Here is a 13,351-nt window from a genome sequence, read left to right on the forward strand (position 1 = left end):
TCGTGAAGCCCAGCATTCGACTCATTGTCGGTCTGGGTAACCCTGGCGAAAAATACATCGGCACTCGCCATAACGCGGGTGCCGATTTCGTTTCGGCGTTAGCAAAACGTAATGCTATCGAACTCAAAACTGACAAAAAGCTAGCGGGTCGCATCGGACGCGGAATGGTCAACGGCCAAGACGTGCGCCTCCTGATTCCCGACACCTTTATGAACCACAGCGGAAAAGCTGTGGGGCTCGCAGCAAAGTATTTTCAAATTGCACCTGAGCACATTTTGATTGCACACGATGAGCTGGATATGCCCCCCGGCGCGAGTCGTTTTAAGTTTGACGGCGGACACGGCGGGCACAATGGTCTTCGCGATATCATTCCAGCACTGGGCGGCAGTCGTGCCTTCTGGCGCTTACGCGTGGGTATTGGGCACCCGGGCAGTGCCAATAAAGTCTCGGGGTGGGTGCTCAATAAGGCCTCTAAAATCGAGCAGGGGCTGATTGATCAATCCCAAGAAGAGGCCGTGAGTGCACTTGCACTGCTAATGGCCGGGGATGAGGTGAAAGCCATGACACAACTGCACAGCAGCGATAAAACGAAAGACGATCTCTAAGGAATTTTTTATGGGTATTAAGTGCGGCATTGTAGGCCTACCAAATGTTGGCAAGTCGACGCTATTTAATGCACTCACAAAAGCCGGAATTGATGCAGAAAACTTCCCTTTTTGCACCATAGAACCAAATGCTGGCGTCGTATCCGTACCCGATCCTCGTCAAGATGCAATACAGGCTCTGGTCAACCCGGAACGGTGCATTCCTGCGACTATGGAGTTCGTTGACATTGCGGGGCTGGTAGCCGGCGCGTCAAAGGGAGAGGGTCTGGGTAATCAGTTCTTAGCCAATATCAGAGAGACCGATGCGATTGCGCACGTGGTGCGTTGTTTCGAGGACCCGAACGTCATTCACGTGGCGAATCAAATCGATCCGTTGGCGGACATTGAGACCATCAATACCGAATTGGCACTGGCTGATCTGGAGAGCTGCGAGAAACAATTGCAGCGAGTCATTCGCACCGCAAAAGGTGGTGACAAAGTCGCGATTGCCACGAAGGCACTGCTTGAAGAAAAGTTACTCCCGCACTTAAATGAGGCGCTTCCTGTGCGCGCGCTGGACCTCGATGAGAACGAGCAGGCTCTCGTGAAGATGATGCATCTTCTGACGACAAAGCCAACCATGTACATCGCAAATGTGGCTGAAGACGGTTTTGAGAACAACCCGCACCTCGATGCGGTGACGCAATTTGCCCAGTCTGAAAATGCGGGCGTTGTCGCCATATGCAACAAAATGGAATCTGAAATTTCCGAACTTGAAGATGATGAGAAACTCGAGTTTCTCGCCGACATGGGAATGGAAGAGTCAGGGCTCGACCGAACCATTCGTGCTGGCTACGCGCTTCTTAATTTACAAACATACTTTACGGCTGGCCCCAAAGAGGTACGAGCTTGGACCGTCAAAGTGGGGGCCACGGCGCCTGAGGCAGCTGGCGTCATCCATACGGATTTCCAGAAAGGTTTCATTAGAGCTGAGGTTGTTGCCTACGATGACTTCGTCAGCTTAAAGGGTGAGGCGGGCGCGAAGGAAGCCGGCAAATGGCGACTTGAGGGCAAGGACTATAACGTTGCGGATGGCGATGTCATCCACTTCCGCTTTAACGTCTAACCGGGGGCTAAATTGCCAGAGCGGCCCTCACCTGCTCTACGTCTTGGCGTGCGCCGCTGAGCAAGGCAAATCCCCGTCCAGACTCATCTAAATCCAGTCCAAGGTTTTTCACCACGGACAGTTGGGTAATGTTGGGGACTTCGGTCTGAGGGGCATTAGACAGCAGATGTAGCTGTGCCACCTGAACCAAGTCAACCAGTCGAACAACTGACTCTGAGGCCCGATCGAAGGCGTCAGCATGCAACGCTGCAAACACCAACTCATCATCGAGCTTCCACTGACGCAGCATGACTGCGCCTAACTTCGCTCCCAGGAGCTTAATCGTCCTTGCCAAGGATTCGTCAGAGAGCTCGCTTGGCGAGAATGCGTCGGCATACTTAATAATCGCCAACTCTCCTATATCGTGAACGAGTCCTGCGAGTAGTGCTTGCTCCGGATCAAAGCCGCCTTGATGGCGCGCAAGCACTGAACAATTCGCAGCCACTCTCGCACTGTGCTCCCACAAATCACGCATTCTTCGCCGGAGCCTTGGCTGCTCTGTAACGAACATCTGCTTGATGGCTAGGCCCGTCACAATATCCCGAACCGCAATCATCCCAATTCGTGCAATGGCCTCATTGAGCGACTGAATAGGTTCATAGCCCCGATATAACGGGGAATTTGCGACTTGGATAAGCTTAGTCGTGATGGCGATATCGGTCTGGATAATTAATGTGAGATCGGCTGCTGACGACCCCGGATCGAGTGACTTGCGCCGAACCATCAAGGCGAGCTCAGGCATAATCGGCAGCTCCAGTTGATCCGCCATCGCATCTCTAACAATTTGGCGAGCAAACGTACCGGCGACTGCAGGTAGATCTGTTAGATCTAATTCGGATTCAGCAATTGAGATAGCCGGCTCGATCCAATCATTTGGACTGGAGTCCCAAGCCTCCAGGTTTGAATCGGGTTCCACCGTTTTTGTCGCCCTGTCAGTGCGGCTCCTAAGCCCAAACACTCGGCGGAAGAATTTCAACATGGAATTCTCTGTCCAGCACTTTTCCAGCGCTCAGTAAGGCGCGAAAAAATAACAAATTCAACCTGCAGGACATTGACCTGTGATCCATTTCTCGACAAACTACGCGCCCTTCGTGGCTACGTAGCTCAGCTGGTTAGAGCACAGCATTCATAATGCTGGGGTCGGTGGTTCAAGTCCACCCGTAGCTACCATTTTCTTACAAAGAATCAGTGACTTAGGTTGCTGATTTTTTCGTTTCTGGGAACGCAAAAAATATCTGGGAACAATCTGGGAAGATTTCAGGGAAACTTCTCTGCGTTTCTCACACTCTCTCACCCTTTTTTCGGTATAACCGAATTTACCTGTATTACTAAAGAATCCCGCAGGGCAGTGTGTTGGCACGATTGGTCTTCAGCGGACAAGCGTCGAGAACTGCTTACAGTGTATTCTGTTTGCGGTACTGAAGTGGGGAAACTCCCACCTTCTTTTTGAACATTCTGTCAAAGGCGCTGGTTTCAGAATAACTGAGTTTCATTGCGATTTCGGTGATGCTCAATTCTGAGCTGGCGAGCGCGTCCTTGGCGATTCTAACAAGGGTCTCGTCCTTGATCTGGCGAAACGAGGTGTGCCTCGCTTCAAGCTGCCGTTGCAGTTGCCTAACAGACATATTCAAGCGCCTGGCAGTGGTCTCCGAAGTTACTGGCCGGTACCCAATAGAGGTGGTCACCTGAAGGCGCACTTGCTTAACAATATCGGTCTTGATCTGCTGTTCATCGAGAAGTTTATTTGCCTGCGCTAACAGGATAGGCAGCAGGTTGGCATCAGCATTGGTGCTGGGTATATCGACGACCTCGTCTTCATACTCGAGCAGGTTAATGGCCTGGTCAAAGCAAATCATGTCACCAAAGTGCTTGCTATGTCTGCTGGCGTCATCGGGTTGAGGGTAGGTGAAACACACTCGTATTGGTTTCCAGGACTGACCGGCGCGTTCGCGGATGGCCCTTGTGATCAGGGAAAGACCGAAATTAATATCCTGGGTGGAGTCTGCCCCAGGAATGTCCGCCTCAGCGTAGTGGCACTGGGCCCTTCCTCCCTCGTACGTAAATTTATACTCAAAATCGGGGGAAAAGATACAGTGGTATCGCTCGAGAAATTTAAAACTCTCCCGCAGTGAGGAGCCATTCAGGACAAGGTGGCCAAGTATCCCGAATTCACGCTCATTTATGGACTCTGCAATATCGACTCCCAGCACGGCATTCTCCAGGCGTTTGGAGGCCCAATTAAACACTTGGAGATACAGCGGGGTGCGCATAATTCCCGAGTTGGAAATTAGTGATGTCTCATCGACATCGACCGCACGGCATATTTCGGCCCGGTCAATGCCGTGGTCCCGGAGGTAACTGATCAACCAACTGGCTGGCATGCCCCGTTGGGTAGCGGAGAGGGGGTTCAGTTGCATAACTGCCGCTGCGAGTTCTTATCGTTGTCGCAAAGTGTCAATTATTGGTCCGATTGGGTCAATATCCCGAGACCCTGAATGACTATCTTAGCCTCACACCGACAATAAGGAATTGGGACATGTCGATCATTCAAGCTGAACACATCATGGAGACCCACCCGGAGCACGCCAGGGCTCCTCATGATTCGAAGTATGCCAACGGCAGTGCCTTTATTCAGGATCACTACTGCAGCGTGGATGAAGCGGGTATCCCCATCACCGATATGGGGTTCCTTCATGCCGATGCGGCCTACGATGTCGTGAGTGTCTCCAGGGGCCATTTTTTTCGTCTGGACGATCACATTGAGCGCTTTGAGCTGTCCTGTGAAAAATTTGTCTTAACTAACCCTTATTCAAGGGCAGAAACGGCAGAAATTCTCACCAACATGGTAAAGCTAGTTGGCGTCAAGGACGCTTATGTCTGGTGGTGTGTCACGCGCGGTACCAATTCAAACGGTGACCGCTCTGATCTCGCTGGTTTCCAGAACAAGTTCTATGGATTTGTTATTCCCTATATGTATATCGCACATGATGCGGAACGTAGCCGAGGATTCGACGTCATTGTCAGTAAGGAATTTATCCGAATTCCGGCCCGCTCGGTGGACCCTACCGCCAAGAACCTCCACTGGATGGATATGAAGCTTTCACTGGGCGAGGCACTACTTAGTGAAAAAGACTGGTCCGTTCTGACCGACGAGGAGGGCAATCTCGCCGAGGCCCCGGGTGCCAATATCTTCTTTATCAAAAACGGCGAGGTCTATACCCCCGACAGTGGCTGCCTTGAAGGGATCACCCGCAAAACCACCTTGGAGCTGTGCGCTGAACTGGGCCTTCCGACCCATGTGGAGAAGGTGACCGCAGACCAGCTGCGCGATGCAGATGAGGCCTTCATAACTTCAACTGCTGGCGGAATTATGCCGATCAACAGCGTGGACGACATCGTGTTCGGCGGCACCGGGGGCCCAGGCCCCCTCACTGCCACCCTACACAATTTGTACTGGGAGAAGCGTTGGGATGGTTGGCTGGCGACGCCGGTTGATTACGACACTCCAGTTAACACCGAATCAAAGTGAAGGATTAAGCCTGCAAAGCCATGGAACAAAAGTAGAAATGTCTAACCACAACGGTTCCCGGAAAACTGCAAACGATCAGGGCCAGTAACTTACCCCTGTTACCACGCCCCAAGCTATTGATCAGCGGCGTCGGATCAAGCGTAATCCCCGCAAGGTCTACATACCAACTAATCAATATTCGTTTTCACGAAAAATTTTCAACAATTCAGTCAAAGGAGAATACAAATCGCGACTTTTGTTCACATGAACATAAGTCGCACCTGCGCATCAAACTGATTTAAGGCACGAAAATCAGGAAACCGGGGAACGAATGGGGAACGATATTTTGAAAGGTATTCTGAGGTTATATCACACTAAACCATTGATATTATTACTAAAATATATCACTCAGGTCACGGAGAAGTGTATTCATAATGCTGGGGTCGGTGGTTCAAGTCCACCCGTAGCTACCACGCTCTTCAAGAAAACCAGCAGCTTTGTCTGCTGGTTTTTTCATTTCCACGAAGCGGAAAATCGAGAGATGGCCGATAATCAACTCAGCCAACAGCGACCCTAGTCCTAATTAAAAGCCTTGAAGATCTCGGCGTACATTGCCGTATCGAACGGCACTCTCGCACTGAGCACATGCAGCGTTGCAAAATGAATAAACGGGTTAGCAGTAACCACGGTGAATGTGGCCTTGCCCATACCAACGAGCACTTGTGTCATAACGATATAGCTCACACTTAGAATCGTCATGTTCAAGCTGCTGTAATCAACACCCGGATCAAACAGGCTAAAGACAGCATAAAATAACCCTGCCATCGCAATGACTGAGAGTTTACTGTCACAGATCAGCATCAATCTTGGTATGAGCACGACGTGCATCAAGATAACAACCGGCAAGCCAGCACCGAATGTGTTAACAAGGATGCTCAGCGGTACACCCACCACATATTGCTCGGTGGTTAATGAGAAAAAATCGACGCCCCCAATAATGGGCCCAAAGAAATCGAGCGCCCAAAATGCAAACAAAATCCAAATGTTTCTTCGCCACTGGAGGGCTCGCACAAATTCAGACAGATCAAGGCCCGACCTGCAAAGCCAAACCAAAGGAATAACGACATACACCACGCTATTGACCAACGTCCATAGCAGCACGTTTTGCAGATCAAAACGTCCCGCCTCATAAACATGAGGTCCGGGAAAATGAAGCCCCACTTCGAAATACAGGCCAAGAATCCACTGCGTTAGTAACAAATAAGCGAATGCCAATACCACCTCTTGGCCTGCTCGGTCTCGATCTACCCTATAAAGCGACTCCCAGTCGAATGCATCTCTGTTACGCGTCAAAAAGAGAAGGAGGAATACGCACAACGCTAAAACAGGAAAGTAGGCCAAAAAGAGACTTGAAAGTGCGTCAATAGCAATATGCGGTACCGTGGGTGAACTCACTTGTGTAGCAAAGAACACACACGCCGAGACAAACCACGCGAGACCCACAAGTCGCGCGCCGTTAAGGGGCTTTACCATATAGCCTCCAGTGGTTTGGTCTTGGGCAATAACCCCTTTAGCAGACGGTGTATGTCAAAAAACATTATCAGTCGCTCAATAATCATGAACTTTCCCGCGGGCCTTTTTCAAAGATCCTTGTCTCTTTTTACTATCGAGTCGCTTACGCACCGATGACCTTGAGGGGCGAGTTTTCATTCTAGGCGCTTCCACATGTTGAGATTCTCTAAGCATCTCGTCGAGTCGCGCTAGGCTTTCTAGTCTATTTTTTTCCTGACTCCTGAACTTTTGAGCCTTGATAACGATGACGCCATCGCTACTGATTCTTGCATCGCGCATAGCGAGAATTTTGGACTTAACAGCTGCCGGCAATGTCGAAGACATAACGTCGAATCTCAAATGAATAGCTGAGGAGACCTTGTTGACGTTCTGCCCACCGGGACCACTGGCTCGGATCGCAGAAAACTCGATCTGACTCTCGGGAATATCGGATACACGAATCATAGGGCGCACCAAAGAATGCTTATCTTACTTATCGTGTGCTTGACGCCGTCGCCTTGGCACCTGCCGTCAGTGACGTAGTCCACGAGACCTATTGAAAGCACGATTAAAAGTACCATTAAGTACCATTAAACGCAGTGCTATTTGTGCCGCGAAAGATCACGACTTGCATCAGTGAGCATCCTTGAGCTTGGCGAAAACCTGACGCTAAGTTGGCTATCGGTGGGCGGGGTGCATGATGCGGGTGACGGCCAACCCAGTCCACACAGAACGCAGGTAGTCCCTAGCGAGTGACTGACATTTTTTTACGCTCTGATAATCGCGCCCAAACGATCTTTTCATCACCTGTAATATTGCTCGAAACAGTAAAGCGCCATCATGAGATCGAGGTGTGCACCTCCTCCGTTTTTAAAAACCGTTGTCTCACAGCGATGTTTCTCCCCCTCCCCTTCAACGAGATCGTAAAGGTCACCTTTGACGTCTTTTGTCGATATCACCCCCTGAGAAATGGGAATACATAACTCCCCAATATGCTCAAGCACCGTTTCTCGCGAGTCCACGAACAACGACGCACGCGCAATAAGCTCGTCATCACCCTCGCGCATCTCAGGCCCGTGCGCGCCAATAAGATCGACGTGGGCGCCATCCTTTACCCAGTTACCACTGATTACCGGCGACCTCGAGCCAACAGCACTGGTGACAATATCGACCCCTCGAACCGCGGTCTCTGGACTGTCACACACTGTAACTTCAAACGTCATAGCGTCTGCAATCGCCTGAGCGCGTACTCTTGTTCTTCCCCAAATGCGGATATCGGTCAACTGTGGATAAAGCGAGGTGTAACCCTCAAGTAATCCTCTCGCAATCGGCCCTGTTCCGATAACGGCCATCGACGAGGGCTTAGGCATAGCTAAATAGCTCGCACCCAACAGCGAATCTGCCACCGTTTTCCAAAGTGTCAGTACAGCACCTTCTACCAAACCAACAGGATGACCTCGCTCCTTATCAAAAAGAGTAAAAAGCCCCTGCACGCTTGGTGCCGGTGGTGAAAGGGCCCGATTATCGGGACGAATCGTCACTGATTTGGTGCCAGCACCCAACCCCGGGATGGCGGCTGAGCGAGTTAGTAATTCACCATCAGACATGGGTATCAGCATGTCGCTAATGGTCGCTCTGGGGAATGTATGCCCCTTTCGAAGCGCTTCAACAGCGTCAGCCCAGTTCAACTTATGAGATAACTCCGGGCCTAGAATCACGAGATCATTAGCGTTCATATCACTCAAATCGTTTATTAACTCCCCTATTCTGCGCCGGGCCAGGTGTCGGCGACCCGATAACCTTGTGGCCACGGATCGTCTGGCGCTAGAAGAAGCTCCGATCTGCCGTAAATCCAAGCGCGACCGGTCAAAGAGGGAACAATAGCGTCGAGCTCGCCTATCTCAGTCAACGCTTCAATGCGACCTGAGAACTCTGAGTCGATAATCGAACGTGCGGTCAGCGTCGTTCCAATACCCGCCTCTCCACGCGCCTGCAGCAACGCTAGATGGGCCGACACCCCTGTGCCGGTTGGCGAGCGATCGATCTTCCCCGGCCGAATCGCAACCGCGTGCCGTGTCACGCCTGAGATAACGGGCGTGCGAAACAAACAAAAAGAAATGTGTTGCCAGTCCGGGTTTGTCGGGTGGTAAAAGCCCAGCTGTTCTGTCACCGCATCGGAGATTTTTACCCCAAGATTAGCGAGATCCTGGGCCTCATCAGGCGAGAGGCGAAAGCCCAATGAAGGTGCATCTACCACGGCAAAGCTGTCGCCACCGTAGGCCGTATCAACTGCGATGCTGCCAATGCCTGCAACCTCGACGACGGCATCGAGATGACCTGCAAAACTCGGGTGATTGGTGACGGTGACCGACTCAACCCGACCTGATCGGCACTCAGCGGTCACCAGGGCAAGCCCGCCTGGCGCCTCCAAGACGAGTTTATTGCTGCCCTCCTGCATAGGAATTTGCCCTGTCTCTAGGAGCACCGTCGCCACACACATTGAGTTGGACCCCGACATCGGCGGTGTGTCAGCAGGTTCCATAATGATAAAGCCCGCATCAGCGTCAGGGTGTTTTGGCGGCACCAGCAAATTCACGTGCTTGTGTACGCCCCCACGCGGCTCGTTGAGTACGAAATTACGTAAGGTCCCATCGCGCGCTATCCAGCGCGATTGCTCCCAGAGTGTTTCTCCGGGGGGCGGCGCAACACCCTTCACAATGACATCCCCCACCTCACCGCAGGCGTGACATTGAACGATATGAATAGGGTCAGTCTGGTGCATTAAATGACTCCGAGCGACCCGCTTCCAAGGAGACCAGACCACAACAATGATAAACGTGCATCATTGACCTCGCTCACTCATCCGACAAAGGCTCCGTTGCCGCCTCAAGCCAGGCAATCAATTCTTCGTCGCCCAAAACAGGACCTACTTTCTCGCGAACCCTTTGGTGGTATTCATCCACCCAACCGCGCTCAACTGGGGTCAGCATGCCCGCATCGATCAATAGACGGTTGAAAGGAACAAACGCCATGCTCTCCAACCCCAGCCAACCCTCAGCGTGCGATACCACCTCGCACAGATTTTCGTGCCGAATACCAAACTCATCAGCTCGGTAAAAGCCTGGCTCGACCGTAAGCGTCATGCCCGCCTGAAGTCCCACTGCTGTTCCCGCCTTTTGCATACGCTGGGGAAATTCGTGGACGCTCAGGTAGTGCCCCACGCCGTGCCCGGTACCGTGATCATAATCCAACTGTGCCTGCCACATAGGGAGCCTGGCGGCGCTGTCCAGCGCATGCCCCAAAGTACCCACTGGGAAGACTTGTTGAGCCACCGCAATGTGCGCTTTCAACACACTGGTCGCTAAACGCCGACGCTCTGACGTCGGTTTCTGAAAGCACCAAGTGCGGGTCGTATCCGTTGTACCACCGCGACTGAACTGACCACCTGAATCGAGTAAAAATAGCGTTGAGGGCTTTAGGGTTGCACCGCCATCGGCAGGCGCCGAATAGTGCGCAAGCGACGCATTCCCATCAGCCGCGGAAATCGTTCTAAAACTAGGCGCTGTATAGTCTTCAACGTCCGTACGAAATTGATGAATGCGCTTCTCTACCCCGAGTTCGGTAACCGATTCGTGGTGAACCGCTGACTCCAACCAATGAAGCAACCGCACCCAGACCGCGCTGTCAGATAAGCAAGCACTTCGTAATGCATTGAGTTCGGTCTCGTTTTTACGTGCCTTCAAATCGGTAATCGGGCTACGCAGCATAAGTGCCTCACCGCCTGCAGCTTCCGCCATTTGACGTCCGCACTGTGGCCCTTGTGTTGCATCAACCCAGAGGCGGTCTGCGGGCTGAATTGTGCGCTCCAGCGTTTTCAAAAATTCATTGCGTGCATGGCAGCGAACGGCGGTATCTGAACTCGCAAGTCTCTCGCTGTCGGTGTCTGTCACATCCCCAAATAAATGAATTTCGCCCTCTAATCCGATAAGCAAGCGTGCTCGCACGACCGGGCAATACGGTAGGTCTTGCCCACGAATATTTAGCAGCCAGTTGACGTTGTCGGGCTGTGTCTCAACGAGCCACGCCACGTCGGATACGCGCATTTGATCGCGAACCCGCGCCAGCTTCTCCGCGACTGATTCACCGGCCCACTCAGCAGACAGCTGTCTAACGGCCGACGAAGGCGTATCGGGTCGATCTGACCAACACTGGTCAAAGGGGTCTGCGTCGGTTGGCCGCATGACTGCGGCGTTCTGCTCACACACTTTTCGCAGGCGATCGTATAAGTCGGGCGTCACAACCTCGCTGTCAAAACCCACATGCCACCCCGCCTGTACGTTCTGCGCTAGCCAATGCTCAGGGGGCTCCTGGTATAAATGCTGAAGCGTCACCCAATCGCCATCGGTCTCGCGCGCGGCCTGCTCAGGGTATCGTCCATCAATAAAGAGCACGACGTCATCATGAGTGACTACCGACAGCCCCCAGCTACCGGTAAACCCCGTTGTCCACGCGAGGCGCTCATTCGCAAGCGATACGTATTCAAACTGTTGCTCGTCCCAGCGGGGAATCACCAAGACATCGATTTTTGATGTCTCCATCACATCGCGCAGCGCCGATATCCGGCTGGGTTCCCAGCCCGCGGCAATGGTCTTCACATCAGTCATAGTGAGCCTCGCTTAGATTTTTCTCGGCACCCATATACGGAGCTAGATAGCGATTAAATAACGCCAAAGCAAACATAGCGATAACCGCTAAACCCGCAAAGAGACCCCACATAACAAACGGTTGATTCGCCTTTACCGCAATTTCGCTATAGGCCCATCCGGACATAATGCCTGCCAGCAGGTAGCCAATTGCAATGGAGACAAAATAGTAACCCTGAAAAAGCGCCGCCTGCTCCGGCGAAGATGTTGAGGCTACGTACTCTTGACTCTTAGGTGACGCGAGCATCTCGCCAAAAGCAAAAACGATGACGCTTGCGATGGTTAAGACGCCACCGAAAGCCACCATGTGTGACATACCCCCGATCACAAAGGCTGCGCCAATCATACCGGTGCCAAGAATCAGCATGCCAAACGGCGCGCGATTCTCCCCCCATCGACTAATGAAGTATTGGAACACTACGATCGACAGAAAATCGAAGGCAATAATGTATTCGGGGCTTATCTGCCGAAACTTAGTCGCCCACTCGCTAGCGAGCGAATCCACGCTAGCACTTCCCGAACTCAGCGCATTCAGGCCAGAGACTAGCTCTGCTTCGGGCACACGCACTTGGTATTGCACGAGTGTTCTGAACGCCTCGACCGGCTCGGGCTGAGTGACCGAGAGTGTCCCCAGCGCCTCTCCCAGCCGCGCTTCGTCAACAGGCGCAATGAATTGCGCGAAGGCATCGGAAAACGACTGAGCAATCGCGACGGCGTCTGATGTATTCACAAAATCCTGAATGTACAGCGGGAAGGTAAGGAAAATTTGGTTATAGACCGCCCAGAACAGGGAGAGCACGAGCAAATAAACAAGAAAGGGGGCGTTACCCACTCTTAATTTTTGACCATACCAGGAGGTTTTTGAGGCAGCGTCCGGTACAAGTCGGTCCCAAATGACCTGAGCGCCACACCAGAAGAGCAGAAACAAACCATAGTCACGCCAAGCAATCCAACCACCCCCAGCTATCATTAGCCCCAAAATTAAGGGAATGAGCATTAGGGCAAAGCGGCCATTGCCCAGCACCTCGATAGCGTCTGCCATTGCGGCAGATGCGGCGCTTTGCCCAGCGTCATTTTCATCAACGCTGGAAGTGCCATGTGTCGCCTTAGCTGTCTGCTCAAGACTCGCCGTTTGCAATAACGGATCAGCATTAGGCTGATCCTTCTCTTGGTCCACAGCAGTTTGAACTCGCTCGGGCGAGTCATCCTCGAGAAAGAAGAGCGCGATCAGAAGGTTAATGCCAATCGCAATCGAAGAAAGCCAGAAGACATGGTCCCAACTTATGGCCCTGACATAACCCGCAATCACAGGTCCCAAGAACCCACCGACGTTGACCATCATGTAGAAAATGCCAAACGCTCGCCCACGGTTATCATCGTTTGCACTGCGTACGACCGTGCCCACGACGAGGGGTTTAAAAATAGCGGCCCCTAGGGCCACCAGCATATAGACACAGAAAAAAGGCCAGAACTCGTGCACCTGACCCAGCAACAAGTAGCTAGGGGTTAAGAGCGCGAAAGCGATCAAAAACATTTTGCGATAGCCGACTCGGTCTCCCATTGCTCCCGTCATCACGGGCAAGACATACACAAAGAACGGGATAATGCCCTGTAAGATGCCGCGTTCGGTGTCACTAAACCCGAGCCCTCCTGCGCTTGGAGAGGTACTCATATAGAGCGAGGAAACCGTGAAGAAGCCATACCAAGCAATGCGCTCGAAAATTTCAAGCGTATTGGCAATATAAAAGGTTCGCGTAAACGTGTTCGCTGTTTTTTTGTTATTCAAGCCAAGCGTCTCCAACTAAAGTCGAATATAGCATGTGACCTATCGAGAAGTTAT

11 protein-coding genes and 1 tRNA gene are annotated in these 13,351 nt (G+C 52.1%); 4 read left to right on the forward strand and 8 right to left on the reverse strand.

What is annotated here, in order from left to right:
* The first annotated feature begins 2 nt into the window (after window positions 1–2).
* Window positions 3–605 (forward strand): aminoacyl-tRNA hydrolase, encoded by a 603-nt coding sequence (gene pth, locus E0F26_RS12335; protein ID WP_279241962.1) that lies wholly within the window; start codon window positions 3–5, stop codon window positions 603–605.
* Between the two features lie 10 nt (window positions 606–615).
* On the forward strand, window positions 616–1,710 hold the full coding sequence (ychF, locus tag E0F26_RS12340; protein WP_279241963.1) for a redox-regulated ATPase YchF: 1,095 nt from the start codon (window positions 616–618) through the stop codon (window positions 1,708–1,710).
* A 7-nt stretch (window positions 1,711–1,717) separates the two neighbouring features.
* On the opposite strand, the gene E0F26_RS12345 is transcribed toward ychF, so the two are convergent.
* Window positions 1,718–2,728 carry an HDOD domain-containing protein gene (locus tag E0F26_RS12345; protein ID WP_279241964.1) on the reverse strand — a complete coding sequence of 337 codons (1,011 nt, stop codon included), beginning with the start codon at window positions 2,726–2,728 and terminating at the stop codon, window positions 1,718–1,720.
* 114 nt (window positions 2,729–2,842) lie between these two features.
* Here E0F26_RS12345 and E0F26_RS12350 point away from each other — a divergent pair.
* A tRNA-Met gene (locus tag E0F26_RS12350) sits at window positions 2,843–2,919 on the forward strand.
* Window positions 2,920–3,143: 224 nt separating this feature from the next.
* Here E0F26_RS12350 and E0F26_RS12355 read toward each other — a convergent pair.
* Window positions 3,144–4,166 (reverse strand): AraC family transcriptional regulator, encoded by a 1,023-nt coding sequence (locus tag E0F26_RS12355; protein WP_279241965.1) that lies wholly within the window; start codon window positions 4,164–4,166, stop codon window positions 3,144–3,146.
* A 119-nt stretch (window positions 4,167–4,285) separates the two neighbouring features.
* Between E0F26_RS12355 and E0F26_RS12360 the strand changes: the two genes are divergently transcribed.
* On the forward strand, window positions 4,286–5,278 hold the full coding sequence (locus E0F26_RS12360; protein ID WP_279241966.1) for an aminotransferase class IV: 993 nt from the start codon (window positions 4,286–4,288) through the stop codon (window positions 5,276–5,278).
* 558 nt (window positions 5,279–5,836) lie between these two features.
* On the opposite strand, the gene E0F26_RS12365 is transcribed toward E0F26_RS12360, so the two are convergent.
* The 6 genes from E0F26_RS12365 to E0F26_RS12390 all read right to left on the reverse strand — a co-directional run bounded on the left by E0F26_RS12365 (window position 5,837) and on the right by E0F26_RS12390 (window position 13,297).
* Entirely contained in the window at window positions 5,837–6,790 is a 954-nt protein-coding gene (locus E0F26_RS12365; protein ID WP_279241967.1) for a hypothetical protein, read from the reverse strand.
* Between the two features lie 75 nt (window positions 6,791–6,865).
* On the reverse strand, window positions 6,866–7,273 hold the full coding sequence (arfB, locus tag E0F26_RS12370) for an alternative ribosome rescue aminoacyl-tRNA hydrolase ArfB (protein ID WP_279241968.1): 408 nt from the start codon (window positions 7,271–7,273) through the stop codon (window positions 6,866–6,868).
* A 338-nt stretch (window positions 7,274–7,611) separates the two neighbouring features.
* Window positions 7,612–8,544, reverse strand: coding sequence for an ornithine cyclodeaminase family protein (locus E0F26_RS12375; RefSeq protein WP_279241969.1), 933 nt, complete (start codon window positions 8,542–8,544; stop codon window positions 7,612–7,614).
* Between the two features lie 26 nt (window positions 8,545–8,570).
* Window positions 8,571–9,590, reverse strand: a complete 1,020-nt coding sequence (locus E0F26_RS12380) for a trans-3-hydroxy-L-proline dehydratase (RefSeq protein WP_279241970.1) — start codon at window positions 9,588–9,590, stop codon at window positions 8,571–8,573.
* Window positions 9,591–9,663: 73 nt separating this feature from the next.
* Window positions 9,664–11,472 carry a M24 family metallopeptidase gene (locus E0F26_RS12385; RefSeq protein WP_279241971.1) on the reverse strand — a complete coding sequence of 603 codons (1,809 nt, stop codon included), beginning with the start codon at window positions 11,470–11,472 and terminating at the stop codon, window positions 9,664–9,666.
* A complete protein-coding gene (locus tag E0F26_RS12390; protein WP_279241972.1) occupies window positions 11,465–13,297 on the reverse strand; it encodes an MFS transporter in 1,833 nt (610 codons plus the stop codon). Before E0F26_RS12390 ends, E0F26_RS12385 begins: the two co-directional genes overlap by 8 nt.
* Window positions 13,298–13,351 lie beyond the last annotated feature (54 nt).

Origin of the sequence: Candidatus Paraluminiphilus aquimaris (genome assembly GCF_026230195.1) — a bacterium.
GTDB lineage: Bacteria > Pseudomonadota > Gammaproteobacteria > Pseudomonadales > Halieaceae > Luminiphilus > Luminiphilus aquimaris.

Coding starts and splice junctions, on each gene's coding strand:
- E0F26_RS12385 (WP_279241971.1), bottom strand. CDS start 11,472: ATGACTGATGTGAAGACCATTGCCGCGGGCTGGGAACCCAGCCGGATA.
- E0F26_RS12380 (WP_279241970.1), bottom strand. CDS start 9,590: ATGCACCAGACTGACCCTATTCATATCGTTCAATGTCACGCCTGCGGT.
- E0F26_RS12345 (WP_279241964.1), bottom strand. CDS start 2,728: ATGTTGAAATTCTTCCGCCGAGTGTTTGGGCTTAGGAGCCGCACTGAC.
- arfB (WP_279241968.1), bottom strand. CDS start 7,273: ATGATTCGTGTATCCGATATTCCCGAGAGTCAGATCGAGTTTTCTGCG.
- E0F26_RS12375 (WP_279241969.1), bottom strand. CDS start 8,544: ATGAACGCTAATGATCTCGTGATTCTAGGCCCGGAGTTATCTCATAAG.
- E0F26_RS12365 (WP_279241967.1), bottom strand. CDS start 6,790: ATGGTAAAGCCCCTTAACGGCGCGCGACTTGTGGGTCTCGCGTGGTTT.
- E0F26_RS12355 (WP_279241965.1), bottom strand. CDS start 4,166: ATGCAACTGAACCCCCTCTCCGCTACCCAACGGGGCATGCCAGCCAGT.
- ychF (WP_279241963.1), top strand. CDS start 616: ATGGGTATTAAGTGCGGCATTGTAGGCCTACCAAATGTTGGCAAGTCG.
- E0F26_RS12360 (WP_279241966.1), top strand. CDS start 4,286: ATGTCGATCATTCAAGCTGAACACATCATGGAGACCCACCCGGAGCAC.